The following is a 25,941-nucleotide window of genomic DNA, read 5'->3' as shown; positions in this document are numbered from 1 at the left end:
CGCCGCCGTGGCCGACCACCCTGTTGACGAGAAACTCCCGCCACTGAAAATGGCGACGACCGGCCTGCAACACGTGGCCGCCATGTACGCCGGGGTCGTCGCCCCGCCCCTGATCGTCGGCGCGGCCATCGGCCTGAGCGCCACCGAGCTGACCTTCCTCACCGGCGCCTGCCTGTTCACCGCGGGCCTGGCGACCTTCCTCCAAACCCTGGGCATCTGGAAGATCGGTGCCCGGCTGCCCTTCGTCAACGGCGTCACCTTCGCCGGCGTCGCCCCCATGACCGCCGTCGTCGCCTCCACCGACGACAAGTCCGACGCGCTGCCGATCATCTTCGGCGCGGTCATCGTCGCCGGACTCCTGGGCTTCCTCGCCGCCCCCGTCTTCTGCAAGGCGATCCGCTTCTTCCCGCCGGTCGTCACCGGCACCGTGATCACGCTGATCGGCATATCCCTGCTGCCGGTCGCCTTCGGCTGGGCGCAGGGCCCGAGTCCCACGGCCGACGACTTCGGCTCGGCGACCAACCTCGGCCTGGCCGCGATCACCCTCGTCATCGTGCTGGTGCTGCGCCGCTTCACCCGCGGTTTCGTCAAGCAGATCGCCGTACTGCTCGGCCTGATCGCGGGTACGGTCATCGCCGTCCCGTTCGGCGTCACGGACTTCGGCCCGGTCGCGGACGCGGACGTGGTCGGCTTCCCCACCCCCTTCCACTTCGGCGCCCCGCAGTTCCAGATCGCCGCGATCCTGTCCATGTGCGTGGTGATGGTGGTCTCGATGACCGAGTCCACCGCCGACATGCTCGCCCTCGGTGAGATCGTGGAGCGCCCGGCGGACGAGAAGACCATCGCGGCCGGCCTGCGCGCCGACACCCTGGGCTCGGCCCTCAGCCCGGTCTTCAACGGCTTCATGTGCAGCGCCTTCGCCCAGAACATCGGTCTGGTGGCGATGACGAAGATCCGCAGCCGCTACGTCGTCGCGGCCGGCGGCGGTTTCCTGGTCCTGATGGGCCTGTGCCCGATGGCCGCCTCGCTCATCGCCGTCGTCCCGCGTCCGGTCCTGGGCGGCGCCGGCGTGGTCCTCTTCGGCTCGGTCGCGGCCAGCGGCATCCAGACCCTGGTCCGGGCGAGCCTGGACAAGGACAACAACGTCCTGATCGTCGCGGTCTCCCTGGCCGTCGGCATCATCCCGATCGCGGCGCCGGCGTTCTACCACTCGTTCCCGGAGAACGCGCGGATCATCCTCGACTCCGGCATCTCGACCGGCTGTGTGGCCGCCGTCCTGCTCAACCTGGTCTTCAACCACATCGGCGGCCGGGAACGCGAGGCGGAGGACGTCACCCACCCGATGGAGGCGGGCGACGAGATCACCGAGTCCTCCCGGGCGGCGGCGATGCCGTAGCACCGGCGTCCGGTGCGGTTCGATCGTCGGACACGTCCCGGGCGGCACGCCACACACGGCGTGCCGCCCGGGACGAAGACTGTCCGGAGCCGGTGGACGCCTGACGTGCGCCCGCCCGTCTACAGGCCGAACAACTCCGGTCGCGCCGCCAGTTCCTTGAAGCGCTGCCGCGGGTCCGCCACCAGCCTGCGCTCGCTCAGGTCCATCAGCCCGCCCACGGCGTCGATCTCGGCGGCGACGGTGCCGTCGGCCTTGGTGACGAGCTGCCGGATCCGGAACGTCTTGCCCTCGCCCCACTCGAACGCGCAGCTCACCGACACCTCGTCACCGGCGAGCAGCTCACGCCGGAACCGGATGGTCGTCTCCAGGGCCACCGGGCCGACCCCGCTCGCGACCAGCTCGGCCTGCCGGATCCCCGCCGCCTGGAGCAGCGACCAGCGGGCGTGCTCCGCGTAGTTCAGATACACGGACTGGTTCAGATGGCCCTGGGTGTCGGTCTCGTACCCGCGGACGGTCACCGGGACGGAAAACGGCTCGCTCACCGCTGCTGCCTCTCTTCGCACCTGTACGGACGGACCGATCCTGACATGCGGGCGTCACACCTTCCGCGGGGAGGCCAGCAGATAACGGGCCCGCGTGCGCGGCTCGGTGTGCTCCCCGACCTGCCAGCCGGCCCGCTCCAGCGTCGCCGCGCAGGCCCGCAGCGCGGTGCCGTCCGGCTCGTACACGGCGACGGCCTCCGGCTGGGGCGTGGCCCGCACCCGGTACCCGTCCCCGCCGTCCGGGCCCGCCGGGCGATGTCCCGCCGCCTCCAGGGCGAGCGCGGCGGCCCGCACCAGGTGCGAGCGCTCCCACCCGCACGGCCGGTCGGTGCTCCCGTCGGGGTGCGTCATCCGGCGCAGCTCCAGCAGCCCCTGCCAGGCACCGCGCACCTCCCGCAGGCGCGCGGGCCCCGAGTCGCCGGGCGCGGGCTCCTCCCCGCCGACCCGCGCGGCGAACACACCCCCGGCGTCCGGTGCGGCGGGCGTCCCGGGCGCCCCGGAGTCTCCGGACGCGTCGGCCGCCTCCCGTATCCGGTGCCCGGCCGGCGTCAGGAAGTGGTCGTGCGGCGGCCGCGGGTGCCGGAAGGCGAGCCCGCGCTTCACCAGCGCCGCGAGCTGGGCCGGGGCCCCCTTCAGGCGCCCGGTGACGGGATCGGCGGCGGCGATGACACGCCGCTGCGCGGCGGTGGGCGACAGCGCCACGGCGTCCCTCCTTCCGGCCCGTCGGCCGAGTCTTCGCGGACTTCGAAGACTACGACGGAGGTCTGACATTCCAGGCGGCGATCACCGGCCGCCCGTGCTCGGTACCCAGCCGGCACAGGGTGCCCGTGCCCAGCTGGAACAGGGCGCCGTGCGACGCGGGAAGGCCCAGGTGCCGGGCGGTGAGCACGCGCAGGAAGTGCCCGTGCGCCACCAGCACCACGCACCCCTCGGTGTTGGCGAAGGCGGCCTCCACCCGGGCCAGCATCCGGTCGGCCCGCTCGCCCACCTGCTCGGGCGTCTCCCCGGGGTGGTCCGGCGGCCCGGGCGCGACCCCGTCGGTGAACAGGAACCAGTCCGGCCGGCTCCGGTGGATCTCGACGGTCGTGATCCCCTCGTAGCCGCCGTAGTCCCACTCGTGCAGGTCCGGGTCGACGCGCACCTCGTGCAGCCCGATCAGCTCGGCCGTCTCCCGGGCCCGCTGGAAGGGGCTGACGAAGGCCGCCCCGATCCGGTGCGACCGGATCAACGGCACCAGGCTCCGCGCCTGCTCCCGCCCCTTCTCGGTCAGCGGGACGTCCGTCAGCCCGGTGTGCCGCCCGGACCGCGACCACTCGGTCTCACCGTGCCGGACCAGAAAAAGATCACCCATGCGTCCAGGCTACGGCGGGTCCGTCGTCCCGGCCGCTTCCCGGGTGGTGTCCGCCGCCTACTGCCGGTACCCGCTCAGGAACCGCCCGATCCGGCCGATGGCGGCCTCCAGGTCCTCCGCGTGGGGGAGGGTCAGGATGCGGAAGTGGTCGGGGGAGGGCCAGTTGAAGCCCGTGCCCTGCACCACCTGGATCTTCTCGCGGAGCAGCAGGTCCAGGACGAAGCGTTCGTCGTCGTGGATCTTGTGGACGGCCGGGTCGATGCGCGGGAAGGCGTACAGGGCGCCCTTGGGCCGGACGCAGGAGACGCCGGGGATCTCGTTGAGCTTCTCCCAGGCCACGTCCCGCTGTTCGCGCAGCCGCCCGCCGGGTGCGGTCAGCTCGCGGATGGACTGGCGGCCGCCGAGCGCGGCCTGGATGGCGTACTGGGCGGGGGCGTTGGCGCACAGGCGCATGGAGGCCAGCATGGTCAGGCCCTCCAGGTAGTCCTTCGCGTGCTGCTTGGGCCCCGTCACCACCAGCCAGCCGGAGCGGAAGCCCGCCACCCGGTACGTCTTGGACAGCCCGCAGAAGGTGAGCACCACCAGGTCGGGGGCGAGGGATGCGGCCGAGTGGTGCACGGCGTCGTCGTACAGGATCTGATCGTAGATCTCGTCGGCGAGGACCATCAGGCCGTGCCGGCGGGCGAGGTCGAGGATGCCCTCGACGATCTCCTTGGGGTAGACGGCGCCGGTGGGGTTGTTGGGGTTGATGATGACCACCGCCTTGGTGCGGTCGGTGATCTTCGACTCCATGTCGGCCAGATCGGGGTACCACTCCGCCTGCTCGTCGCAGAGGTAGTGCACCGCCCTGCCGCCCGCGAGGGTGGTCACCGCCGTCCAGAGGGGGAAGTCGGGGGCGGGGATCAGCACCTCGTCGCCGTCCTCCAGGAGGGCCTGTACGGCCATGGAGATCAGCTCGGAGACGCCGTTGCCCAGGTAGACGTCGTCCACGTCGACCTCCAGGCCGAGGGCCTGGTAGCGCTGGGCGACGGCCCGGCGGGCGGAGAGGATGCCGCGCGAGTCCGTGTAGCCGTGCGCCTGCGGCAGCATCCGGATCATGTCCTGGACGATCTCCTCCGGCGCCTCGAAGCCGAAGAGGGCCGGGTTGCCGGTGTTCAGGCGCAGGACGCTGTGGCCCGCCTCCTCCAGCGCGTTGGCGTGCTCGATGACCGGGCCGCGGATCTCGTAACAGACCTCGCTGAGCTTGTTCGACTGCCGGAACTCCATGCGCGGCTTCCCCTCCGGAATCTGGTGTTGCTTGGTTTTACCAAGTAGCAGCTTGGAAAGTCCAACAACTTGTCTACACTGCGTCGCATGTCACCACGCGCTCGCCGTAGCTACGACCAGTACTGTTCCGCCGCACGCGCCCTCGACGCCGTCGGCGACCGCTGGACCCTGCTGATCGTCCGGGAGCTGCTCGCCGGCCCGCGGCGCTACACCGACCTGCACGCCGACCTCCCCGGCGTCAGCACGGACGTACTCGCCTCGCGGCTCAGGGACATGGAGCGCGACGGGCTCACGACACGGCGCCGGCTGCCCCCGCCCGGCGCGGCCTACGTCTACGAACTCACCGCGCGGGGGCGGGCCCTGCTGCCGGTGCTGGAGGCGCTCGGCGCCTGGGGCGCGGGCGAGCTGGGGGAGCGGCGGCCCACGGACGCCGTACGGGCGCACTGGTTCGCACTGCCCCTGCTGCGGGCCCTGCGGGAGGCCGGGGCGGCGGAGGGAGTCGTCGAAGTGCGCCTGGAGGAGGGGGACTTCCACCTGTACGCCGACGGCGTGGCCGAGGAGGCCGAGGAAGGGGACGGTCGCGTGTACGGCGACGGGCCCGCGCCCGGCGAGCCCGACGCCCGGCTCGTGCTGGACGCCGGGACCTGCGCGGCCCTCGGCCGCGGGGAGACCGGACTGCTGGACGCGGTGCGCGACGGCCGCGTCGAGGTCACCGGCGACGGCCCGGCGGCCAAGGCCCTGCGGGAGGGGTGAAACGGCAGGAGGCCCGCCGGGGGCGGGCCTCCTGACAACCGGTCAAGCCCCGGGCGGCACCCGGGACGGCCGTCCCGAACCCCGGGTCAGCGCATAACCGCCGATGCCCGCGAGCGCGGCCAGCACGGCCCCGATCCCGCTCCACACCCAGCGGTCCGACCACCAGCCCGACGACCAGCCGTCCTCCGGCTCGATGGCGGACAGTACGGCGCTCTTCTCGTCCTCGTCGCCCCGGTCGGCACCGGACGTCACCGCGATGCCCGGCACCAGCGGCTCGGCCAGCGAACCGTCCACCGCCGCGGCGCCGCCGATGTCCTTGGAGTCCACCCGGACCTCGGCGGAGACCGGCACGCCGAGATCGGAGGTCGGCACGTTCACCGCCGTCAGCCGGAGGTAGTACGTGCCCGGCAGCGGGTCGTTGGCCCACGGCTCGGACCAGGCGCGCACGGTGCGCAGGACGCAGGCCAGCTCCAGGGAGGAGGTGCCCGCGTCCGCGGTGCGGGTCTGGGCGCCCCACTGGCAGGCCTGGCGGCGGCGCAGACCGTCGTACACGTCGATGCGCCAGGTCTGCGCGGCGTGCGTCTCGGGCAGCTTCACCGTGGCCTTCACGGTGGGGCGCTGCCCGGCGTCGGCCGGGAACGACCAGTACAGGTAGTCGCCCGCGGCACCGCTCGCCGTGGCGACCTGCCCCTGCTCGAACTCGGCCGCCGTACGGAAGGAGGTGCCGGCCGTGGTCGGCGCGTCAGCGTCCCCCGAAGGGCTCGCCGAGGGCGAGGAGTCGGCCGCCGCGGGAGCCGCGGCGAGGCCGAGCAGCAGTACGGCCGCGCTCAACGCTCGGGTGAATCGCATCAGTTGGTCCTCCAGATCGCGAACCGCCAGCGCGAGAGCCAGCCCCACAGCAGACCGGCGAGGAAGCCGACCAGCACCAGCAGGCCGAGCAGCCACCAGCCGCGCCCGAGGCCGAAGGCGGCCACGTCGGCGGAGTCGCCCGGGCCGTCCACGACGTCGACGGTCAGTTCCAGCGGCAGACCGGGCGTGGTCTTCACACCGGAGGCGACGGAGAAGGAGTTGGTGACCTGGAGGCACACGGCCTCGGCCGGGGCGTCCTCCTCGTCGCTCTCCTGCTTCGGGTAGCGCAGCCCCGTCGAGAGCACGTCGGTGCGGCCGTTGCCCGCCGCCTCCCCGCGCACGATCTCCCGGCCGTGCACGGTCACCGCCCGCAGCAGCACCCCGTAGGACGGGTTCACGGCCCGGTCGGCGCCCACGCTCACGGAGGCGCGCAGCTCCTGGCCCGGCTCCACGTCCACCCGGTACCAGCGCTGCTGCCCGAACTCCTCGCGGTCGGTGTACAGCCCCGACTTGAGCGTCGGAGCCTTCGCGCACGCGTCCGCGCCCTCGGTGGCCACCGGCGTCACCACCGGGTCCGCCGCCCGGTCCACCAACTGGTTGACCTTGTCGGTCAGTTCCTCGGTGTGCTCCACCGACGTGTACGTGCCGCCGGTCGCCTCGGCGATGCAGCTGAGCTGCTGCCGCATCTTGGTGTTGGGGACCAGACCCAGCGTGTCGATGGTCAGCCCGATGCCCTTGGCGGCGATCTCGCGGGCCACCTCGCACGGGTCGAGCGGGGCGCAGGTGTCCTCGCCGTCGCTGATCAGCACGATCCGCTTGGAGCCGTCGCCGCCGTCGAGATCGTCGGCCGCCTTCAGCAGCGCGGGGCCGATCGGCGTCCAGCCGGTGGGCGAGAGGGTCGCCACCGCCGTCTTCGCCTCGGTGCGGTCCAGCGGGCCGACCGGGTAGAGCTGCGCGGTGTCCTTGCAGCCGGTCTTGCGGTCGTCGCCCGGGTAGTCGGCGCCCAGCGTGCGGATGCCGAGCTGCACCTCCTCCGGCGTCGCGTCGAGCACCTCGTTGAACGCCTGCTTCGCCGCGGCCATGCGCGTACCGCCGTCGATGTCCCGGGTCCGCATCGAACCGCTGACGTCGAGCACGAGGTCGACCTTCGGCGCGTCCTCACCCGTGGGTTCACCGGCGACCGCCCCGGCCGGGAACGCCATCCCGGCCGCCAGCGCGGCGAGCAGGGCACAGGCACCCGCCGCCAGCCGTGTTCTTGTGATCATCGGCGGATCCTATTGATCAGGAGTGCTGCGCTCCAAAACGAGACCGCGCCGATGCCCCGGCGTCACCCGCACCGCAGGGGATTGGGCAGCTCCGTCCACAGATCCCCCGTCCCTTCCGGTGAAGTCCGCATCGACGTCAGCGCCTTCACCGGCAGGGGCCTCTCACGCAGGGCCACGAGGTCCTCGGTACCGGGCAGTTCGGGCACCGCCGCCTCCAGGGCCTTGCGCAGCGCCTCGCCCGAGCCGGCCGTCGCCGCCAGCGCGCCGCCCACCAGGGAGCCGAACAACTTCCGGCGCAGCACGGCCGGTTCGTCGGTGCGTATGCGCGCGGGCAGGCCGGCGGCGTCGATGCCGTGCCGGGCCAGGCGGGCCGGCGAGACCCGGATGTCGCCCAGGTCGCGGTAGACCAGGCGCAGGGGAGCGCCCGTCGCGGACAGCACGACCAGCAGGTTCTGACCGTGCGCCTCCAGGGCCACGCCCAGCTCCAGCGCCCGCAGCCCGACGGCGAGGGCGAGACGGGCGAAGGCCGCCAACCACGCCGGGGAGCCGGGCAGTTCGGTGGTCGCCAGCGCGGCCACCGGGACGACGTGCTCACCCGGGCCGCCGTACCCCTGCGGCGACTCGCGCAGCACGGCGGCCAGGTCGGGGGAGTGGGCGGTGGCCGCGCCCAGCGTGCGGGTCACGTGGAGCAGGCCGTCCGTGCGCGCCGCCAGCTCCTCCCCGAGCGACGACAGGGCCGCCGAGGCGGCGACCGAGGCGACCGAGATGTCCCGCACCGAGGACGTCAGCCGGGCGCTCAGCGCGGTCTTGACGTGCGGGCCGCCGGGCACGGCGAGGGTCCGCAGGGACATCAGCGGATGCCCGTCGAGCCCCGGCTCGCAGGGCACCTTGAGCACGTGTGCCGCCTGCCACGGATGCACCGGGACCAGCACCCGCGCCCCGTCCCGCAGCTCCCGCGGCCACACCCCCGTCACCAGGGCCTCCGCCGCCGCCACCGGCACCAGGCCGAGCCCCACCACCGGCCCGTGCTCCGGCCCGTAGGCCAGCTGCTCCGCCACCGAGAAGCCCGGCCGCGCACGGCAGCCCGGGTGGTACGGATGCCCGTCGACCACCTTCCGCTCCCACTCCCGGTCGCTGTCCGGCCACTCGTCCGGGTGATTCTCCCGCGCCGCCCCGCCCGCTGCCCGGTGCTGCGCCGCGCGGGACAACGCCAACGACGCCGCGCTGTGCCCGAGTTCGGCGGCGAACCCGGAGGAGCGGGGTACGGCGAGGTCGGTCATCAGCCGCTCCGGATCGTCGTACCCGACCTCGTCCAGCCGTACGAGTGCGACGTACGCGTCCGTGCGGTACGGATCGGCGGCCGGACCGGTCAGCCGGCGGCCGTCCCGCAACCGCAGGACGAGCCCGTCCCCGGCCCGCTCCCGGCCTTCGACCCACGGCAGCGGTTCGAAGGCGAGGGCGCGCCACAGCCGGGACAGCACGGCCGCGCGGGCGCCGGGCAGCTCGGCCGTGAACCGGGCGACCAGATCGGGACGGACGGCCGCCAGCTCCTCGGCGACCTCGGTCGCCGCACTGGGGGGACGATGCACGGGCTGGCTCCTCGGGTGCGGGTGGGGGCACGGTGGAACGTCTCGGCGGAAGGCGGGCGGGGGTCATGACGAGCGACACGACCGGAGGCACGACGAGAGACATACTGATCGTCCTGATCGTCTCCGTCCTCCTCTCCGCCATCGATCTTTCCGCCATCGACCGACCGTAGGGAACGAGTGGAACGCGTGGATCTCCTGCCCCCGCCCACCGGCGCCGACTCCCGGCACGACGTGGCGCGACGCGCCGACGCCCACGCGGCCGTACCGCTGCTCAACTGCCTGCTGCGCGAGGTGGCGGTACCGCTGCCGCTTTCCGGCCCCCGCCCCGTCTACCGGCTGCCCGGCGGCAGACTGCTGCGGGTGCGGCAAGGGCGTCGCCCCGCCGAACCGGAGGTCCGCACGGCGGACGGCTGGCACCGCGTCGACCACGCCGAACTGGTGAAGCTCGTCGCCGAGGCACTGCGCCGGCACACCGGGGTGCCCAATCACGAACTGCCCACCGAGATGACCGACAGCCGCGACGCGGTGGCCGCGCTGCTGACGGCACGCGCGCGTGCCACCCCGCCCGCGGACCCCTACCTCCGCTCCGAGCAGTCCCTGCTCACCGGTCACACCCACCACCCCGCCCCCAAGGCGCGCGGCGGCGGTCCGCACGCCGGCTGGCTGCCGTACGCGCCCGAGGCCTACGCCCGCTTCCCCCTGCCGCTGCTCGCCGCACGCGAGGACACCGTCGTGGACCAGGGCGACACCGCCGCCCTGGACGCCCTCGGCAAGGCCCCGCCCGGCTACCGCCTGCTGCCCGCCCACCCCTGGCAACTGGAGCTGGCGGCACCGGCCCTGGCCCCCGCCCTCGCCGACGGCCGCCTGGTCAAGGTGGGCACGACCGGCTTCTTCGTCTGGCCGACGGCCGCGATCCGCACCGTGTACGCACCCGAGTACACGGGGGGACGGGACCTGTTCCTGAAGTTCAGCCTGGACGTGCGCATCACCAACGACATCCGCCGCCTGTGGCGCCACGACCTGATGCGGCTGCGCCGCACCGACACGGCGGTCACCGAGGCCTTCGCCTCCCTCGGGCCGCCCGCCGCCTGGCTCGGCGACCGCGGCCACCGCACCGTGGACTTCGCCTTCGAGGAGCTGGCGGTGGTCGTCCGTGACGGAGTGCGCGACCACCTCCTGCCCGGCGCGACCCCGCTCCTGGCCGCCGCGCTCGTGGAGGGCTTCCCCGGCAGCCCGCTGGCGGCAACCGCGGACCCGGCGGCCTGGTGGGAGGCGTACCTCGCCGCCGTCGTCCCGCCCGTCCTGACCGCCTTCGCCGACGACGGCGTCGTACTGGAGGCGCACCTCCAGAACACCCTGGTGGCGGTGGACGCCGCGGGCACTCCCGTACAGGCCCTCTTCCGGGACGCGGAGGGCGTCAAACTGCTGCCGGACACGCCCAGGGCGGCCGGCTGGGAGCGCCTGGTCTACTGCCTGGTCGTCAACCACCTGTACGAGATCGCCGCCGCCCTCACCGAACACCACCCCGGCCTCGACCCCTGGCCCGCCGTCCGCCGCGCCCTGGCCCGCCACGACCTCCCCGAGATCCCGGCCCTGCTCGCCGCCCCGTCCCTCCCCGCCAAGACCAACCTCCTGCTGCGCTGGACCGGCGCGGACGGCGCCGACGCCCGCTACCGGCCGCTGCCCAACCCGCTGTGCGAGGCGCCGGGGTGACGGCCCCGGCCCGCGAGGCGGCACCCGAGGCAACCCGTGTGCCCCTCGCGCGCGGAGACGTCCCGCACCCCGATGCCCCGTCGCCCCGGGCCGCGTACGCCCGGGGCCTTCCCCCACCCGGCGAGGTGCAGACCCCAAGTGGCGAGCACCGCCGGCACGACCGGGCCCGGGCCCACCCACAGTCCGGGGCGCCGGCCGATGACACCGAGACCCGCGACGACCGTTCCGATCGTTCCGAGCGGAACCCGGGCCTGAGCCTCACCGACCTCGTCTGGTGACCGGCATCCTCAACCGCGCGGTCGAGTTGACCCGTAGGTACGTCGAGGAATCCTGCTGAGGAGGAGACTTCCCCCATGACCGATACGGAACCGACCACCGAACGCGGCCGGGGTGCCGGAGTCTGGCCCTCGATCCGCACCCAGCGGGCGGCGCTGGCGGCCGACCTCGGGGAGTTGACCGACGAGCAGTGGGCAACGCCGTCGCTGTGCGCGGGCCTGACGGTGCGTGAGGTCCTGGCGCACCTCACGGCGGGCGCGAGCCTCAACACCGTCCGCTGGCTGGCCGGGGTGATCCGCTGCCGGTTCGACTTCGACAAGCAGGTGGCCGTACGGCTGGCGGAGCAGCTCGGCGCGGATCCGGCCGAAACGCTCGCGCGGTTCCGGCACATCGTCCCGAGCACGACCAAGCCGCCGCTGCCCGCCATCGCCATGCTGGGCGAGACGCTCGTCCACGGCGAGGACATACGACGTCCGCTGGGCATCCGGCACGCCCACCCGATCGACGTCGTCACGCGGGTGGCCGAGTACTACCAGGGCTCGGACATGGTGGTCGTCGCCAAGAAGCGCGTCGCGGGGCTGCGACTCGCCGCCAACGACGGCACGTTCACGACCGGCTCGGGCCCCGTGGTGTCCGGCCCCACCCTGGCCCTGGTGATGGCCATGACCGGACGCGCGGCGTACTGCGACGACCTGGAAGGCGACGGGGTGGACATCCTGCGCGGGCGCTGCGGGACGGCCTGAGCCCGGGGCACCGTGCTGCGGCTGCCCGAGATCACCCGGGCGGCGACGAAATGACGACAACTCCCGAACATTCGAACTGGGAAGGACGCGACATGAAAGTCACAGAGACCGGCGGACGGCAGGAGATCACCGCCTCCGCGGAGCGGTTCGACAACTACGTCGACAGCCCCGTCCGGCGGGCTGCCCCGGAGGTAGCGGCATGATCGACCCCACCGTCCCGGTCCGGGTGGCCCGGCCGTCGCGGGACCTCGCCGCCGCCGAACGCTTCTACGTGGACGGCCTCGGCCTGGCCGTCCTGTGGCGCACGACCGAGCGCGTGCCGGGCGAGCACGACCTGCTGATGGTCGGCCCGCCCGGTGCCGCCTGGCATTTCGAGCTGACGCACGATCCGGAGCGTCCGCTGGAGCCGACCCCGACGGTGGACGACCTGTTCGTCGTCTACCTCGGCGAGCCGGCGGACGAGTCCCTGATCGACCGCCTGGTCGCGGTCGGCGGTACCCGCGTTCCGGCCCACAACCCGTACTGGGACGAGCACGGTGTGACGATCGCCGACCCGGACGGCTACCGCCTGGTGCTGTGCTCCCGCACCTGGTCCTGAGGTGCGTCCGGGCGGGGCGAGTCAGGCGTTGGCCGTGTACGTGAGGAAGCGGGTCCAGGCCGCGGGGGAGACGGCGAGCTGCTCCCCGTCCCGCACCTTGGAGTCGCGGACGTGCACGGTGCCGGGTCAGGAGGCGACCTCGACGCAGTCGCCGCCGCCGACCTGCCGACGCGGCGCCGGTCATATGCTCACCCCATGCCCGAGGCGAAGTTGAAAGAGGTCGTGGCCACCCGCTACGTCGAACCCCTGCGTTCCGGCGGCTCCGTGCCCGCCGTCGTCGAGTCCGACGACCTCGGGACGTACGTCCTGAAGTTCACCGGCTCCGCCCAGGGCCGCAAGGCGCTGGTCGCCGAGGTGGTCGTGGGGGAGCTGGCCCGGGAGCTGGGGCTGCGGGTGCCGGAGCTGGTGCGCGCGCACTTCGACCCGGCGATCGCCGACGCCGAGCCGCACCAGGAGGTGCGGGACCTGCTGCACGCCAGCGCGGGGCTCAACCTCGGCATGGACTACCTCTCGGGCGGCGCCGACTTCACGCCCGAGCTGGCCGAGGTGTTCCCGGTGGACCCGCGGGAGGCGGGACGCGTCGTCTGGCTGGACGCGCTCACCGTGAACGTCGACCGGACCGTGCACAGCTCCAACCTGATGGTCTGGCCCACCCTCGGCACCGTGCCGCCGCGGCTGTGGCTCATCGACCACGGCGCTGCGCTCGTCTTCCACCACCGCTGGGGCGCCTCACCGCCCGAGAAGGCGTACGACTTCCGCCACCACGCCCTCGGCCACTACGCTCCCGACCTCCCGGCCGCCGACGCCGAGCTGGCGCCGAAGGTGACGCGGGAGCTGTTGCGCGAGGTGGTGGACCGGGTGCCGGAGGCCTGGCTGACCTGCGAGGGCGACCTGGACACGCCGGACGCTGTGCGCGTCGCCTACGTGGACTACCTGCACGCGCGCGTGCGGGCCTCCCATCAGTGGCTGCCCACCGGTTTCCCGAGCCGCGAGGAGCTCGCCGCCGAGAACGCCGCCCGCGCGGCGCGGACCCGACGGGGTCGGCCCGACTGGCTCAAGCGCGTCCCCGACCTGCACGGCAAGCCGCCCGCCGAGCAGGACTGGTCCGTCCACCTGGGCTGACACGCGTCCGCGCCCCCGGTGCCGTGCTGCGGCATCGGGGGCGCGGCTCACCGGGCCCGTAGGACGTCAGCCCTTGAGCTGCTCGTACGCCGGCAGCGTCAGGAAGTCGGCGTAGTCCTCGTCGAGCGACACGGTGAGCAGCAGGTCGTGGGCCTGCTGCCAGTTGCCGGCCGCGAAGGCCTCGTCGCCGATCTCGGCGCGGATGCCCGCCAGTTCCTCGGCGGCGACCTTGCGGGCCAGGTCCGCGGTGACCTGCTCGCCGTTGTCGAGGACGACCTCCGCGTTGATCCACTGCCAGATCTGCGAGCGGGAGATCTCGGCGGTGGCCGCGTCCTCCATCAGGTTGAAGATGGCGACCGCGCCGAGGCCGCGCAGCCAGGCCTCGATGTAACGGATGCCGACCTGGACGGCGTTGACCAGACCGGCGTAGGTCGGCTTGGCGTCCAGGGAGTCGATCGCGATCAGGTCGGCGGCCTTGACGTCGACGTCCTCGCGCAGGCGGTCCTTCTGGTTGGGCTTGTCGCCGAGCACCTTGTCGAAGGACTCCATGGCGATCGGGACCAGGTCGGGGTGGGCGACCCAGGAGCCGTCGAAGCCGTCGCCGGCCTCGCGGTCCTTGTCGGCGCGGACCTTCTCGAAGGCCACCTTGTTGACCTCCGCGTCGCGGCGGGACGGGATGAACGCCGCCATGCCGCCGATCGCGTGCGCGCCCCGCTTGTGGCAGGTGCGGACGAGGAGTTCGGTGTACGCCCGCATGAACGGCGCGGTCATCGTGACCGCGTTGCGGTCCGGCAGGACGAACTTGGCGCCGCCGTCACGGAAGTTCTTGACGATGGAGAACAGGTAGTCCCAGCGGCCGGCGTTCAGCCCGGAGGCGTGGTCGCGCAGTTCGTAGAGGATCTCCTCCATCTCGTACGCGGCCGTGATCGTCTCGATCAGGACGGTGGCGCGGACGGTGCCCTGCGGAATGCCGACGTAGTCCTGCGCGAAGACGAACACCTCGTTCCAGAGGCGGGCCTCCAGGTGGGACTCCGTCTTCGGGAGGTAGAAGTACGGGCCCTTGCCGAGGTCCAGCAGACGCTGCGCGTTGTGGAAGAAGTACAGGCCGAAGTCGACCAGGGCGCCGGGGACCGGGCGGCCGTCGACCTGGAGGTGGCGCTCGTCGAGGTGCCAGCCGCGCGGGCGCATGACGACCGTCGCCAGCTCGGCGTCCGGGCGCAGGGCGTACGACTTGCCGGTGCGCTCGTCGGTGAAGTCGATGGTGCGGGTGTAGGCCGAGCTCAGGTTGAGCTGGCCGAGGACCACGTTCTCCCAGGTCGGCGCGGAGGCGTCCTCGAAGTCCGCGAGCCAGACCTTCGCGCCCGAGTTGAGGGCGTTGATGGTCATCTTGCGGTCGGTGGGGCCGGTGATCTCGACGCGGCGGTCCTGCAGCGCGGCCGGAGCGGGGGCCACCTTCCAGGAGTCGTCCGCGCGGACGGCGGCGGTCTCCGGGAGGAAGTCGAGCGTGGAGGTGCGGGCGATCTCGGCGCGGCGCTCCGCTCGGCGGGCGAGGAGCTCGTCACGCCGGGGCGTGAACCGCCGGTGCAGCTCGGCCACGAAGGCGAGCGCCGCATCGGTGAGGACCTCCTCCTGCCCGGGCAGGGGCTCGGCGTCGACGATGGCCAGCGTGGACGGCGCTGGTGCGGACATGAGCTGTCACTTCCTTCAGCGGTGGCACCGGGTGCCAGAGGGTGCGTATGGGGCATTACGCACTCGCCGTGCAGCGGAGTGCTTCTGGTCAGTGGATAGTAGTTTCCTCATCGTGGAATTTCAATGGTTTGTTGATGTCGAGATTCTCCGGGTCGAGGAAAGGTGGCGCTGGGTGCCACCTCACTCACTCAAGGTGGCCCAGGTCCGCCTCGGTGTCGATGTCGTACGGCCGGGCCACGTCCCCGCACTCGACGAGGGCGATCTCCGCCTCGTGTTCCCTGAGATAGGCGCGCGCACCCCGGTCACCGGTGGCGGTCGCCGCGATCCCCGCCCAGTGCGCGGCGCCGAGCAGTACGGGATGGCCGCGCACGCCCGCGTACGCCGCCGAGACCAGCGACGTCTCGTCCCGGTACCCGGCGCCCACCCGGGCCATCGCCTCCGCGCCGATGCCGGGCTGGTCCACCAGGGCGACCAGTGCCGCCCGCGCCCCGGTTCCCGTCAGTGAGCGGAGCCCGGCCCGCAGCGACGAGCCCATGCCCTGTTCCCAGTCGGGGTTGTCCACGAGAACGCAGCCGTCCAGCGCCGCCCGCGCGCGTACGTCCTCGGCGCGCGCTCCGAGGACGACGTGCACGCGGGCGCAGCCGGCCGCGCGCAGCATGTCGGTCGCATGTTCGACGAGTAGGTGTCCACGGTGTTGCAGCAGTGCCTTGGGCCGGCCGCCGAGCCGCCGGCCGCCCCCGGCGGCCAGCAGCAGCCCCGCCACCGGGCCGCCCACCTGGTCCTCTGCCCGCACCTCGTTGTCGGTCATGCGTCCTGCATACCTGACGGCCCGCCAAACGCTCCGGCGTGCGCGGGGTTTCCGGAGAATTCCCGGAGACTGAATTTCGGTCCGCGTGGTGGCGCGCCCGGCGCGGGGTGGCGTTTACTGGCCCGCGCACAACGGGGTGCGAGGGGGAGGGTGGGGAGGGCTGTGTTGCGGAGCTTGGGGCAGAGGCACGTGACCGTCGGCGACGAGGATGTCAGGGTGGTGGCGCTGCGGACCGCCGTGTCGCGGTTGCGCCGCCAACTCGCCCTGCTGCCCGCCGACTTCCCGGACCGCGGGATCGCGGAGGACGAACTGGCCGACCTCGCCGCGATGGCGGGGCACGGCGTCCCCGAGGCGCCGCGACTGCGCCGCTCCCTGCTGCTGGTGGCCGGCGCGATCGGCTCCGTCAGCGCCCTCAAGCCGGGGCTGACGGAGGTCCGGCACGCCGTGGAGCTGTTCGGGGACCCGCCGCGGCGCTGAGCCCCGTGAAGGGAAGGGCGCCTCAGGCGGCGGGGGTGCCGTTCGAGCCGTTCGGTGAACCGTTCGAGGCCAGCAGGGCCTCCGACAGCTCCGCCGCCACCTGCTGGAGCAGGGGCACGATCCGGTCGGTCGCGGCCTCGGTGACCCGGCCCGCCGGGCCGGAGATCGAGATGGCCGCGGCGGTGGGGGAGTCCGGCACGGAGACGGCCAGGCAGCGCACGCCGATCTCCTGCTCGTTGTCGTCGATCGCGTAGCCCTGGCGCCGCACGTCCTCCAACGCCGCGATGAAGCCGTCCGGCGTGGTGATCGTCTTGTCGGTCGCGGCCGGCATGCCGGTGCGGCCCAGCAGGGCCCGCACCTCGTCCGCCGGGAAGTCCGCGAGCAGCGCCTTGCCGACGCCCGTGGAGTGCGGCAGCACGCGCCGGCCCACCTCGGTGAACATGCGCATCGAGTGCTTGGACGGCACCTGGGCGACGTACACGATCTCGTCGCCGTCGAGCAGGGCCATGTTCGCCGTCTCGCCGGTCTCCTCGACCAGGCGGGCCAGGTGCGGGCGGGCCCAGGTGCCGAGCAGCCGGGAGGCGGACTCGCCGAGGCGGATCAGGCGGGGGCCGAGCGCGTATCGGCGGTTGGGCTGCTGACGTACGTAACCGCAGGCCACGAGGGTGCGCATCAGGCGGTGGATGGTCGGCAGCGGCAGCCCGCTGCTCGCCGAGAGCTCGCTCAGGCCGACCTCGCCCCCCGCATCCGCCATCCGTTCGAGCAGGTCGAAGGCGCGCTCCAGGGACTGGACGCCACCGGTGGCGGACCTGGCGGAGTCGGTGGTGCTGGCGCTGGACGTCGGCACGGCACGTTCCTTTCGGGGCTGGCGGGAGGAAAGAAGCGTACCCGGCACCCGGTTGACTACCGGCTTGTACGTAGCTACGTTCTGCTTGCTGGAATTCTAATTCCGCTTTGTGGAAACGTCCAGAGCGGGGTCATTGGGCATGCCATCACAAAGGGTGCCTCTTGACGGCCTCGAAGTGGGAGTGAAGACTCCTTCAACAGAACGTTGAAATTCGACGGCAGAGGCAGACAAGCACAGGCAGAGAAGGGGATCCGGGTGTCCGAAGCTGAACTGGTGCTGCGCTCGACGCGCGTCATCACTCCCGAGGGGACCCGCGCCGCGTCCGTCGCGGTCACCGGGGAGAAGATCACGGCCGTGCTGCCGTACGACGCCCCCGTCCCGGCGGGCGCCAGGCTGGAGGACGTCGGCGACCACGTCGTCCTGCCCGGCCTGGTCGACACCCACGTGCACGTGAACGACCCGGGCCGCACCGAGTGGGAGGGCTTCTGGACCGCCACCCGCGCCGCGGCGGCCGGCGGCATCACCACCCTCGTCGACATGCCGCTCAACTCCATCCCGCCGACCACCACGGTCGACAACCTGCGCACCAAGCGCGAGGTCGCCGCCGACAAGGCCCACATCGACGTCGGCTTCTGGGGCGGCGCCCTGCCGGACAACGTCAAGGACCTGCGTCCGCTGCACGAGGCCGGGGTCTTCGGCTTCAAGGCCTTCCTGTCGCCGTCGGGCGTGGACGAGTTCCCGCACCTCGACCAGGAGCAGCTCGCCCGGTCCCTGGCGGAGATCGCCGCCTTCGACGGCCTGCTGATCGTGCACGCCGAGGACCCGCACCACCTGGCCGCCGCCCCGCAGCAGGGCGGCCCCAAGTACACCCACTTCCTCGCCAGCCGCCCGCGCGACGCCGAGGACACCGCGATCGCCACCCTGCTCGCGCAGGCCAAGCGGTTCAACGCGCGCGTGCACGTCCTCCACCTGTCCTCCAGCGACGCCCTGCCGCTGATCGCCGAGGCCCGTGCCGACGGCGTGAAGGTGACGGTCGAGACCTGCCCGCACTACCTCACCCTCACCGCCGAGGAAGTGCCGGACGGCGCCAGCGAGTTCAAGTGCTGCCCGCCCATCCGCGAGGCCGCCAACCAGGACCTGCTCTGGCAGGCGCTCGTCGACGGCACCATCGACTGCGTCGTCACCGACCACTCGCCGTCCACGGCCGACCTCAAGACCGACGACTTCGCCACCGCCTGGGGCGGCATCGCCGGCCTCCAGCTCAGCCTGCCGGCCATGTGGACCGCGGCCCGTGAGCGCGGCCACGGCCTGGAGGACATCGTCCGCTGGATGTCGACGCGGACGGCCGCCCTGGTGGGGCTCGACGCCCGCAAGGGTGCCATCGCGCCGGGCCACGACGCGGACTTCGCCGTCCTCGCCCCCGACGAGACCTTCACCGTCGACCCGGCCGCCCTCCAGCACCGCAACCGCGTCACCGCGTACGCGGGCAAGACCCTGTACGGCGTCGTGAAGTCCACCTGGCTGCGCGGCACGCGCGTCCTGGCGGACGGCGCGTTCACCGACCCGAAGGGACACCTGCTCGACCGGGCCTGACGTGCCCGGCCATCCCCTGAACCAAGTACCTCCGGAACAGCCCCGAAAGGAACACCTGATCACCGTGACGGCCCAGCAGAACACCTCGTTGGCCAGCTTCACCGGCGACGCCCAGCCCTACGGAGGCGGCGACCCGTACGCGGACTACCGCACCGCCGACCTTCCCTTCACCCAGTACGCCAACCTTGCCGACCGGCAGCTCGGCGCGGGTGTCGTCGCCGCCAACGACGAGTTCTTCGCCCAGCGCGAGAACCTGCTGGTGCCCGAGCCCGCCGAGTTCGACCCCGAGCACTTCGGGCACAAGGGCAAGGTCATGGACGGCTGGGAGACCCGCCGGCGCCGCGGTGTCTCCGCCGAGCACCCCTGGCCCACCGAGGAGGACCACGACTGGGCGCTGATCCGCCTCGGCGCCCCCGGCGTGATCCGCGGCATCGTCGTCGACACCGCCCACTTCCGCGGCAACTACCCGCAGGCCGTCTCCGTCGAGGGCGCCTCGGTCGCCGGCTCCCCCTCCCCGGAGGAACTGCTCGCCGACGACGTGAAGTGGACGACCCTCGTCCCGCGCACCCCGGTCGGCGGCCACGCCGCCAACGGCTTCGCCGTCTCCACCGAGCAGCGCTTCACCCACCTGCGCCTCAAGCAGCACCCCGACGGCGGCATCGCCCGCCTGCGCGTGTACGGCGAGGTCGTGCCCGACCCGGCGTGGCTCGCCGCCCTCGGCACCTTCGACGTCGTCGCCCTGGAGAACGGCGGCCGGGTCGAGGACGCCTCCAACCTCTTCTACTCGCCGGCCACCAACACCATCCAGCCGGGCCGCTCCCGCAAGATGGACGACGGCTGGGAGACCCGCCGTCGCCGCGACCGGGGCAACGACTGGATCCAGTACCGCCTGGTGGACCGCTCCCAGATCCGCGCGATCGAGATCGACACGGCGTACCTGAAGGGCAACAGCGCCGGCTGGGCGTCGGTGTCGGTGAAGGACGGCGAGGACGGCGAGTGGCGCGAGGTGCTCCCGCGCACCCGGATGCAGCCCGACACCAACCACCGCTTCGTCCTGCCGGAGGCGGCCGTCGGCACGCACGCGCGCGTGGACATCTTCCCCGACGGCGGCATCTCCCGCCTGCGCCTGTTCGGCACCCTGACGCAGGACGGCGCGGCCCACCTCGCCGCCCGCCACCAGGAACTGGGCGGCTGACCCGCCGCCACGAAGACCCGCGGGGCGCACCGGCAGGACAGCACCGGTGCGCCCCGCGCGTACGTTCCGGGGCGGCTGTCGCCCGTCCCCGGGCATCCGTCGTGCGGGTCCTGGGGCGGTTACGCCGCGTGGCCGCCGTCCACCGCGTACTCCGCGCCCGTGACGTACGAGGCGGTCGCCAGGTACGCGACCGTCGAGGCCACCTCGTCCGCCGTGCCGAAGCGGCCCAGCGCCGTCATGGCCGCCTGCCCCTGCGCGTACGGGCCGTCCGCCGGGTTCATGTCGGTGTCGATCGGCCCCGGGTGCACGATGTTCGCCGTGATCCCGCGCGGGCCCAGCTCCCTCGCCAGGGCCTTGGTCAGACCGATCAGCGCCGACTTGCTCATCGCGTAGAGCGTGCCGCCGGGCCCCGGCACCCGCTGGGACATGCAGGTGCCGACGGTGATGATCCGCCCGCCCTCGCCCATGCGGGCCGCGGCCGCCTGCGAGGCCAGGAAGACGCCGCGGACGTTCACGGCCAGCAGCCGGTCGACGTCGGCGAGGGCCAGGCTCTCCAGCGGGCCGAGCAGGCCGAGCCCCACGTTGTTGACCAGTACGTCGAGGCCGCCGCCGAGTGCCGTGGCGGCCCGCTCGACCGCCCCCGCCGCTTCCTCGGCATCGGCGGAGTCGGCCCGCAGGGCCACCGCACGGCGCCCCAGCGCCTCGACGGCCCGTACGACGTCCTCCGCCGCGTCCTTGCCGTTCACGTAGGTGAGGGCCACGTCCGCGCCCTCCCGTGCGAGCCGAAGGGCGGTCGCCGCGCCGATGCCCCGGCTGCCACCGGTCACCAGGGCGGTACGACCGGCCAGGGGAGACGGGGCGGGGGCCAGTGGGTTGGTGTGCGTGTTCGTGTTCATGGGTCCATCCCAGCCGGGCCGCCGCGCCCGTGCTGGCGGCGAACGGACGTCGACCTGACCGGCGGCCGGGCGCCCACCAAGCACCAGGTCGATGTCGTGAACACGCGGAAAACACATATGACGTCCCGGGAAACTCCACGCCCTTGTCATTGACATGCCAGTGTCTACGCGCGTCATCATGAGTCATGCGATTCCCCCCACGCGCCGCTCGGCTCGGCGCAGCAGCCGCAGTCCTGTCCGCCCTCCTCGTGGGCGGAACCGTCTCCGCGACCACGGCCGGCGCCGCCCCCGCGGCGGTCGGCGAGATCTGCTACAGCGCCCTCCCGTCCCAGGCCCACGACACGCTCGACCTGATCGAGCAGGGCGGCCCCTTCCCCTTCGAACAGGACGGGACCGTCTTCCAGAACCGGGAGGGCATCCTCCCCGACCGGTCCTCCGGGTACTACCACGAGTACACGGTGATCACCCCGGGCTCGGACACGCGCGGAGCCCGCCGGATCGTCACCGGCGAGGAGTACCAGGAGGACTACTACACGGCCGACCACTACGCGTCGTTCGACCTCGTCGACCACGGCTGCTGAGGCGGCCCGTTCACGCGGACCCGCGGCTCTCGGCGGCGGCGAACAGCGCGCCGCCGAGGGCCAGCAGGGCCACGCTCGCGTAGACCTCGTAGCCGTCGAGGAAACCGATCCGCCGCACCAGACCCACGTTCCAGTCGGTGAACTCGTGCACCAGGCCCATCACGCCCTGAAGCACGGTGACGAAGCCCAGGAACTCCAGCAGTTTCTTCATGATCCCGACTCTCGCCCCGCGGTCCCCCCACACACATCGGCCGCGGGGCGAGCCCCGTCCGGCGAAAGGCGGCGTCGCACGGGCCCCGGCGCGCCGAAAGTCGCCGGTCGCGCGACTTTGGTCGACGCCCGCGCCCGACCGGCCGCCCCGGCCACCGATCCCGCATAGATTCGTCGACTGTGAACAGTGACAAGCAGGCCACGGTGCCCCCGGCGTTCACCAAGCGGCGCTGGGTACTGCCGGCGGCGCTGGTCGAGGACCTGTACCCGCAGCCCCGGCGGCCCGGCGGCCGGCCCCGGCGCACCGCACGCGACTGGGCCGTCGACTTCGCCTGCTTCCTGCTCGCGGTCGGTATCGGCCTGATGTCCGCCGACGTGCTGGACCAGGAGCCGGACCTCTCACCGGCGATGGCCGTCGCGGACCAGGTGACGGGGGCCCTGGCCTGCGCCGCCGTCTGGCTCCGGCGCCGGTGGCCGGTCGGGCTGGCCGTCGCGATGCTGCCCGTCTCCCTGGTCTCCGCCACCGCGGGCGGCGCCGTCCTCGTCTCCCTGTTCACGCTCGCCGTGCACCGGCCCTTCCGGTACGTGGCCTGGATCGGCGGCGCGAGCCTCGCCGTGACGCCCCTGTACTACTGGATGCGCCCGGAACCGGGGCTGCCCTTCCTCGCCTCCCTCGTCATCGCCCTGCTGCTCGGCGTCACGGTGCTCGGCTGGGGCCTGCTCGTCCGCTCCAAGCGCCAGCTCCTGCTCAGCCTGCGCGACCGCGCCCGGCACGCCGAGGCCGAGGCACGGCTGCGGGCCGAACAGGCGCAGCGGCTGGCCAGGGAGGCCATCGCCCGCGAGATGCACGACGTCCTGGCCCACCGGCTGACACTGCTCAGCGTGCACGCCGGCGCCCTGGAGTTCCGGCCCGACGCGCCCCGGGAGGAGGTCGCGCGGGCGGCGGGCGTCATCCGGGAGAGCGCGCACGAGGCCCTCCAGGACCTGCGGCAGATCATCGGCGTCCTGCGGGCGGCGGACGCCGACGACGCGGGCCGCCCCCAGCCGACGCTGGCCGCGCTCGCCGCGCTGGTCGCCGAGTCCCGCGAGGCCGGCATGAAGGTCACCCTCGCGGACCGCGTCCCCGACCCCGCGGGGGTCCCCGCCTCCGTCGGCCGCACCGCGTACCGCATCGCCCAGGAGGCGCTGACCAACGCCCGCAAGCACGCCCCCGGCACCGAGGTCACCGTCTCGGTCACCGGAGCGCCGGGCGACGGTCTAGCCCTGTCGGTGCGCAACGCCCCGCCGCGCGGCGAGGTGCCCCACGTGCCCGGCTCCGGACAGGGCCTGATCGGGCTGACCGAGCGGGCCACCCTCGCCGGCGGCACCCTGGAGCACGGGCCGACGCCCGGGGGAGGCTTCGAAGTCCGGGCCCGGCTGCCGTGGGACTGAGACGTCCGCAAGACGTCGGCGAGACCCCGGCACTGGGCCGGGGCGACCGTGATTACGTATGCGGCATGACTGCGATCAGACTGCTCCTCGTCGACGACGACCCGCTCGTGCGGGCCGGGCTGGCCCTCATGCTGGGCGGCGCCGAGGACGTGGAGATCGTCGGCGAGGCCGCCGACGGCCACGAGGTCGGGGCACTCGTCGACCGCACCCGCCCCGACGTCGTGCTCATGGACATCCGGATGCCGGTGGTCGACGGTCTCACGGCGACCGAGCGGCTGCGCGCCCGCGCGGACGCGCCCCACGTCGTCGTGCTCACCACCTTCCACGCGGACGAACAGGTGCTGCGCGCCCTGCGGGCCGGCGCCGCCGGGTTCGTCCTCAAGGACACCCCGCCCGCGGAGATCCTCGACGCGGTGCGCAGGGTCGCGGCCGGAGACCCCGTCCTGTCGCCCGCCGTCACCCGGCGGCTGATGGAGCAGGCGGCCGGCACCGCCCCCGACACGCGCCGTGCCCGGCACGCACGCGCGCGTGCACGCCTGGACGCGCTCAACGACCGCGAGCGCGAGGTCGCCGTGGCCGTCGGCCGCGGCATGGCCAACGCCGACATCGCGACCCACCTCTTCATGAGCGTCGCCACGGTCAAGGCCCACGTCTCCCGGGTCCTGGCCAAGCTCGACCTCGACAACCGGGTGCAGATCGCCCTGCTGACGTACGAGGCGGGCCTCCTGGACGACTTCCTGGACGACACCCCTTAGGACGTGAGCGCCTCGGGGATCTCCGCCAGCCGTACGGGTCTGCGCTCGCGGCGGGAGACGTCGCAGGCCTCCGCGATCCGCAGGGCCTGCAGCGCCTCGCGCCCGTCGCAGGGGTTGGCCCGCTCACCCCGCACCACCTGCACGAAGGTGGTCAGCTCGGCCTCGTAGGCGGGGCCGAACCGCTCCACGAAGCCCGTCCACGGCTTGTCCGCGGCCGGCGGCCCGGTCGGCTCGGTGGACGCGATCGGCGTACGGTCGTCCAGACCCACGACGATCTGGTCCAGTTCCCCGGCCAGCTCCATGCGGACGTCGTAGCCCGCACCGTTCAGCCGCGTCGCCGTCGCCGTGGCCAGCGTCCCGTCGTCCAGAGTGAGCAGCGCGGCGCCGGTGTCCACGTCGTCCGCCGAGCGGAACATCGGCGGACCGGCGTCGGACCCGGCGGCGTACACGTCGGCGACCTCCCGCCCGGTCACCCAGCGCAGCACGTCGAAGTCGTGGATGAGCGTGTCCCGGTAGAGCCCGCCGGACTGCGGCAGGTACTCGGCGGGCGGCGGCGCCTGGTCGCTGGTCACCGCCCGCACGGTGTGCAGCCGGCCGAGCCGGCCCGAGCGCACCGCCTCCCGGGCCCCCGCGTAACCGGTGTCGAAGCGGCGCTGGAAGCCCATCTGGAGGATCGTCCCGGCGGCCTCCACCTCCGCGATCGCCTGTAACGTCCCCGGCAGGTCCAGCGCGATGGGCTTCTCGCAGAACACCGGGAGACCCGAACGGGCCGCCCGGCCGATCAGTTCCGCGTGGGCCGGCGTCGCCGTGGTGATCACCACCGCGTCCACGCCCCACTGGAAGATCTCGTCCACTCCCGGTGCCGCCGTCTCGCCCAGCCGGTGGGCCAGCTCCTGGGCCCGCGCGATGGCGGCGTCCGTGAGGATCAGGGACCCGACGTCGCGGTGGCGGCTGAGCGTGTTGGCGTGAACGGTGCCGATACGGCCCGTACCGATGACCCCGATGCGCATGGAATCAAAGTGGGCTCACAGCCCGCACCCTGTCAATGCGTATGTCAGGACAATCGGACCGCACAACTTCCCGTCACCTGCGCACAGAGCTACGCTCGGCCCGTGCCGAAACCAGAAGTGGACCCCACCGTGGCGCTGGACCTCAGCGTGGATCGCAGCAGCCCCGTGCCGCTGTACTTCCAGCTGTCGCAGCAGCTGGAGGCGTCGATCGAGCACGGTGCGCTGACCCCCGGCAGTCTGCTCGGCAACGAGATCGAGCTGGCCGCCCGGCTCGGTCTGTCCCGGCCCACCGTCCGCCAGGCCATCCAGTCGCTCGTCGACAAGGGCCTGCTCGTGCGCCGCCGGGGAGTCGGCACCCAGGTCGTGCACAGCAAGGTCCGGCGCCCGCTGGAGCTCAGCAGCCTCTTCGACGACCTGGAGGCGGCGGGACAGCGTCCGGCCACGAAGGTCCTGGTCAACACCGTCGTCCCCGCGACCGCAGAGGTCGCCGCCGCGCTCGGCGTGGCCGAGGAGAGCGACGTGCACCGCGTCGAACGGCTCCGGCTGACGCACGGGGAGCCGATGGCGTACATGTGCAACTACCTGCCGCCCGGCCTCCTCGACCTGGACACCGGGCAGCTGGAGGCCACCGGCCTCTACCGGCTGATGCGCGCCGCCGGGATCACCCTGCACAGCGCCCGGCAGACCATCGGCGCCCGCGCCGCCACCGACGGCGAGGCCGAGCGGCTCGGCGAGGACGCGGGCGCGCCGCTGCTCACCATGGAGCGCACGACGTTCGACGACACGGGACGGGCGGTCGAGTTCGGCACCCACACCTACCGGCCGTCCCGCTACTCCTTCGAGTTCCAGCTGCTCGTGCGGTCCTGAGCGGCCACCTTCGCGGACGGCTCCCGTCGTGCGGGTTCGTCGCAATGTCCGGACAATGTGACCGCCGGCCGATCCCCGGAGGCACGTGCTCCGCTTGTGTGTCGGACAATGGGGCGTTT

At 73.1% G+C, this 25,941-nt stretch carries 27 protein-coding genes; 13 read left to right on the top strand and 14 right to left on the bottom strand.

Translation table 11 applies throughout. The features are described from left to right. The first annotated feature begins 7 nt into the window (after positions 1-7). Entirely contained in the window at positions 8-1,396 is a 1,389-nt protein-coding gene (locus tag D1J63_RS06845) for a nucleobase:cation symporter-2 family protein (protein WP_125628170.1), read from the top strand. A 119-nt stretch (positions 1,397-1,515) separates the two neighbouring features. Here D1J63_RS06845 and D1J63_RS06840 read toward each other — a convergent pair whose 3' ends face one another. The 4 genes from D1J63_RS06840 to D1J63_RS06825 are packed head-to-tail and all read right to left on the bottom strand — an operon-like array spanning position 1,516 to position 4,555. After that, positions 1,516-1,938, bottom strand: a complete 423-nt coding sequence (locus D1J63_RS06840; RefSeq protein ID WP_125628169.1) for an acyl-CoA thioesterase — start codon at positions 1,936-1,938, stop codon at positions 1,516-1,518. A 54-nt stretch (positions 1,939-1,992) separates the two neighbouring features. Then, positions 1,993-2,640: a hypothetical protein gene (locus D1J63_RS06835; RefSeq protein ID WP_125628168.1), complete on the bottom strand. Its 648-nt coding sequence runs from the start codon at positions 2,638-2,640 to the stop codon at positions 1,993-1,995. A gap of 49 nt (positions 2,641-2,689) precedes the next feature. Continuing rightward, on the bottom strand, positions 2,690-3,289 hold the full coding sequence (locus tag D1J63_RS06830; RefSeq protein ID WP_102929922.1) for a histidine phosphatase family protein: 600 nt from the start codon (positions 3,287-3,289) through the stop codon (positions 2,690-2,692). Between the two features lie 57 nt (positions 3,290-3,346). Next, positions 3,347-4,555: a pyridoxal phosphate-dependent aminotransferase gene (locus D1J63_RS06825; RefSeq protein WP_125628167.1), complete on the bottom strand. Its 1,209-nt coding sequence runs from the start codon at positions 4,553-4,555 to the stop codon at positions 3,347-3,349. Positions 4,556-4,642: 87 nt separating this feature from the next. Here D1J63_RS06825 and D1J63_RS06820 point away from each other — a divergent pair, with 87 nt between their 5' ends. Next, complete coding sequence (locus tag D1J63_RS06820; RefSeq protein WP_125628166.1) at positions 4,643-5,308, top strand: winged helix-turn-helix transcriptional regulator; 666 nt, start codon at positions 4,643-4,645, stop codon at positions 5,306-5,308. A gap of 42 nt (positions 5,309-5,350) precedes the next feature. Here the strand turns inward: D1J63_RS06820 and D1J63_RS06815 are convergent, their stop codons facing one another. The 3 genes from D1J63_RS06815 to D1J63_RS06805 form a co-directional block, all read right to left on the bottom strand. Further along, positions 5,351-6,157: a hypothetical protein gene (locus tag D1J63_RS06815; protein ID WP_125628165.1), complete on the bottom strand. Its 807-nt coding sequence runs from the start codon at positions 6,155-6,157 to the stop codon at positions 5,351-5,353. Further along, positions 6,157-7,422, bottom strand: a complete 1,266-nt coding sequence (locus D1J63_RS06810) for a VWA domain-containing protein (protein ID WP_125628164.1) — start codon at positions 7,420-7,422, stop codon at positions 6,157-6,159. The genes D1J63_RS06815 and D1J63_RS06810 overlap by 1 nt, the downstream gene beginning before the upstream one ends. Positions 7,423-7,484: 62 nt before the next feature. Then, positions 7,485-9,011: an IucA/IucC family siderophore biosynthesis protein gene (locus tag D1J63_RS06805; RefSeq protein ID WP_125628163.1), complete on the bottom strand. Its 1,527-nt coding sequence runs from the start codon at positions 9,009-9,011 to the stop codon at positions 7,485-7,487. 177 nt (positions 9,012-9,188) lie between these two features. Between D1J63_RS06805 and D1J63_RS06800 the strand changes: the two genes are divergently transcribed. From D1J63_RS06800 to D1J63_RS06785, 3 genes are all read left to right on the top strand, one after another. Then, complete coding sequence (locus tag D1J63_RS06800) at positions 9,189-10,724, top strand: IucA/IucC family protein (protein WP_125628162.1); 1,536 nt, start codon at positions 9,189-9,191, stop codon at positions 10,722-10,724. A gap of 353 nt (positions 10,725-11,077) precedes the next feature. Next, on the top strand, positions 11,078-11,743 hold the full coding sequence (locus tag D1J63_RS06790; RefSeq protein ID WP_125628161.1) for a maleylpyruvate isomerase family mycothiol-dependent enzyme: 666 nt from the start codon (positions 11,078-11,080) through the stop codon (positions 11,741-11,743). A gap of 199 nt (positions 11,744-11,942) precedes the next feature. Next, positions 11,943-12,341, top strand: a complete 399-nt coding sequence (locus D1J63_RS06785; RefSeq protein WP_125628160.1) for a VOC family protein — start codon at positions 11,943-11,945, stop codon at positions 12,339-12,341. A gap of 21 nt (positions 12,342-12,362) precedes the next feature. Here D1J63_RS06785 and D1J63_RS06780 read toward each other — a convergent pair whose 3' ends face one another. Then, on the bottom strand, positions 12,363-12,458 hold the full coding sequence (locus D1J63_RS06780) for a DUF397 domain-containing protein (RefSeq protein ID WP_125628159.1): 96 nt from the start codon (positions 12,456-12,458) through the stop codon (positions 12,363-12,365). A gap of 78 nt (positions 12,459-12,536) precedes the next feature. On the opposite strand from D1J63_RS06780, the gene D1J63_RS06775 reads away from it, so the two are divergent. Continuing rightward, on the top strand, positions 12,537-13,463 hold the full coding sequence (locus tag D1J63_RS06775; RefSeq protein ID WP_125628158.1) for a HipA family kinase: 927 nt from the start codon (positions 12,537-12,539) through the stop codon (positions 13,461-13,463). 66 nt (positions 13,464-13,529) lie between these two features. Here D1J63_RS06775 and aceB read toward each other — a convergent pair whose 3' ends face one another. Together aceB and D1J63_RS06765 are read right to left on the bottom strand one after the other, a co-directional pair. Then, positions 13,530-15,152 (bottom strand): malate synthase A, encoded by a 1,623-nt coding sequence (gene aceB / locus D1J63_RS06770; RefSeq protein ID WP_125628157.1) that lies wholly within the window; start codon positions 15,150-15,152, stop codon positions 13,530-13,532. A 184-nt stretch (positions 15,153-15,336) separates the two neighbouring features. After that, a complete protein-coding gene (locus tag D1J63_RS06765) occupies positions 15,337-15,960 on the bottom strand; it encodes a nucleotidyltransferase family protein (protein WP_125628156.1) in 624 nt (207 codons plus the stop codon). A 162-nt stretch (positions 15,961-16,122) separates the two neighbouring features. Here D1J63_RS06765 and D1J63_RS06760 point away from each other — a divergent pair, with 162 nt between their 5' ends. Continuing rightward, positions 16,123-16,437, top strand: coding sequence for a DUF5955 family protein (locus tag D1J63_RS06760; protein ID WP_102929229.1), 315 nt, complete (start codon positions 16,123-16,125; stop codon positions 16,435-16,437). 22 nt (positions 16,438-16,459) lie between these two features. Here the strand turns inward: D1J63_RS06760 and allR are convergent, their stop codons facing one another. Next, positions 16,460-17,284, bottom strand: coding sequence for an allantoin degradation transcriptional regulator AllR (allR, locus tag D1J63_RS06755; protein WP_102929230.1), 825 nt, complete (start codon positions 17,282-17,284; stop codon positions 16,460-16,462). Positions 17,285-17,539: 255 nt separating this feature from the next. Here allR and allB point away from each other — a divergent pair, with 255 nt between their 5' ends. Together allB and alc are read left to right on the top strand one after the other, a co-directional pair. Beyond that, positions 17,540-18,877, top strand: a complete 1,338-nt coding sequence (allB, locus tag D1J63_RS06750) for an allantoinase AllB (RefSeq protein WP_125628155.1) — start codon at positions 17,540-17,542, stop codon at positions 18,875-18,877. Positions 18,878-18,941: 64 nt separating this feature from the next. Further along, on the top strand, positions 18,942-20,072 hold the full coding sequence (gene alc / locus D1J63_RS06745) for an allantoicase (protein WP_125628154.1): 1,131 nt from the start codon (positions 18,942-18,944) through the stop codon (positions 20,070-20,072). 119 nt (positions 20,073-20,191) lie between these two features. Here the strand turns inward: alc and D1J63_RS06740 are convergent, their stop codons facing one another. Then, on the bottom strand, positions 20,192-20,968 hold the full coding sequence (locus D1J63_RS06740; RefSeq protein WP_125628153.1) for an SDR family oxidoreductase: 777 nt from the start codon (positions 20,966-20,968) through the stop codon (positions 20,192-20,194). Between the two features lie 185 nt (positions 20,969-21,153). On the opposite strand from D1J63_RS06740, the gene D1J63_RS06735 reads away from it, so the two are divergent. Continuing rightward, entirely contained in the window at positions 21,154-21,549 is a 396-nt protein-coding gene (locus D1J63_RS06735) for a ribonuclease domain-containing protein (protein WP_125628152.1), read from the top strand. 10 nt (positions 21,550-21,559) lie between these two features. On the opposite strand, the gene D1J63_RS06730 is transcribed toward D1J63_RS06735, so the two are convergent. Next, on the bottom strand, positions 21,560-21,760 hold the full coding sequence (locus tag D1J63_RS06730; RefSeq protein ID WP_125628151.1) for a hypothetical protein: 201 nt from the start codon (positions 21,758-21,760) through the stop codon (positions 21,560-21,562). 179 nt (positions 21,761-21,939) lie between these two features. On the opposite strand from D1J63_RS06730, the gene D1J63_RS06725 reads away from it, so the two are divergent. Continuing rightward, positions 21,940-23,190 (top strand): histidine kinase, encoded by a 1,251-nt coding sequence (locus D1J63_RS06725; RefSeq protein WP_125628150.1) that lies wholly within the window; start codon positions 21,940-21,942, stop codon positions 23,188-23,190. Positions 23,191-23,255: 65 nt separating this feature from the next. After that, the gene (locus D1J63_RS06720) at positions 23,256-23,945 is read left to right on the top strand and encodes a response regulator transcription factor (RefSeq protein WP_125628149.1); all 690 of its coding nucleotides are present in this window, start codon (positions 23,256-23,258) and stop codon (positions 23,943-23,945) included. Here the strand turns inward: D1J63_RS06720 and D1J63_RS06715 are convergent. Beyond that, positions 23,942-24,955 (bottom strand): Gfo/Idh/MocA family oxidoreductase, encoded by a 1,014-nt coding sequence (locus D1J63_RS06715; RefSeq protein WP_125628148.1) that lies wholly within the window; start codon positions 24,953-24,955, stop codon positions 23,942-23,944. The two genes, D1J63_RS06720 and D1J63_RS06715, sit on opposite strands and share 4 nt — an antisense overlap. 129 nt (positions 24,956-25,084) lie before the next feature. Here D1J63_RS06715 and D1J63_RS06710 point away from each other — a divergent pair, with 129 nt between their 5' ends. After that, positions 25,085-25,822: a myo-inositol degradation transcriptional regulator gene (locus D1J63_RS06710; protein WP_125635275.1), complete on the top strand. Its 738-nt coding sequence runs from the start codon at positions 25,085-25,087 to the stop codon at positions 25,820-25,822. Positions 25,823-25,941: the final 119 nt, after the last annotated feature.

Source organism: Streptomyces sp. KPB2 (assembly GCF_003950055.1).
Lineage (GTDB): Bacteria > Actinomycetota > Actinomycetes > Streptomycetales > Streptomycetaceae > Streptomyces > Streptomyces salinarius.
This window is presented reverse-complemented; position numbering and strand designations above follow the sequence as displayed.

Excerpts from the sequence above, each read along its gene's own strand:
- D1J63_RS06830 (WP_102929922.1), bottom strand. The coding sequence starts at position 3,289 with ATGGGTGATCTTTTTCTGGTCCGGCACGGTGAGACCGAGTGGTCGCGG.
- D1J63_RS06825 (WP_125628167.1), bottom strand. The coding sequence starts at position 4,555 with ATGGAGTTCCGGCAGTCGAACAAGCTCAGCGAGGTCTGTTACGAGATC.
- D1J63_RS06820 (WP_125628166.1), top strand. The coding sequence starts at position 4,643 with ATGTCACCACGCGCTCGCCGTAGCTACGACCAGTACTGTTCCGCCGCA.
- D1J63_RS06815 (WP_125628165.1), bottom strand. The coding sequence starts at position 6,157 with ATGCGATTCACCCGAGCGTTGAGCGCGGCCGTACTGCTGCTCGGCCTC.
- D1J63_RS06810 (WP_125628164.1), bottom strand. The coding sequence starts at position 7,422 with ATGATCACAAGAACACGGCTGGCGGCGGGTGCCTGTGCCCTGCTCGCC.
- D1J63_RS06790 (WP_125628161.1), top strand. The coding sequence starts at position 11,078 with ATGACCGATACGGAACCGACCACCGAACGCGGCCGGGGTGCCGGAGTC.
- D1J63_RS06785 (WP_125628160.1), top strand. The coding sequence starts at position 11,943 with ATGATCGACCCCACCGTCCCGGTCCGGGTGGCCCGGCCGTCGCGGGAC.
- D1J63_RS06775 (WP_125628158.1), top strand. The coding sequence starts at position 12,537 with ATGCCCGAGGCGAAGTTGAAAGAGGTCGTGGCCACCCGCTACGTCGAA.
- aceB (WP_125628157.1), bottom strand. The coding sequence starts at position 15,152 with ATGTCCGCACCAGCGCCGTCCACGCTGGCCATCGTCGACGCCGAGCCC.
- D1J63_RS06765 (WP_125628156.1), bottom strand. The coding sequence starts at position 15,960 with ATGACCGACAACGAGGTGCGGGCAGAGGACCAGGTGGGCGGCCCGGTG.
- D1J63_RS06740 (WP_125628153.1), bottom strand. The coding sequence starts at position 20,968 with ATGAACACGAACACGCACACCAACCCACTGGCCCCCGCCCCGTCTCCC.
- D1J63_RS06735 (WP_125628152.1), top strand. The coding sequence starts at position 21,154 with ATGCGATTCCCCCCACGCGCCGCTCGGCTCGGCGCAGCAGCCGCAGTC.
- D1J63_RS06730 (WP_125628151.1), bottom strand. The coding sequence starts at position 21,760 with ATGAAGAAACTGCTGGAGTTCCTGGGCTTCGTCACCGTGCTTCAGGGC.
- D1J63_RS06720 (WP_125628149.1), top strand. The coding sequence starts at position 23,256 with ATGACTGCGATCAGACTGCTCCTCGTCGACGACGACCCGCTCGTGCGG.
- D1J63_RS06715 (WP_125628148.1), bottom strand. The coding sequence starts at position 24,955 with ATGCGCATCGGGGTCATCGGTACGGGCCGTATCGGCACCGTTCACGCC.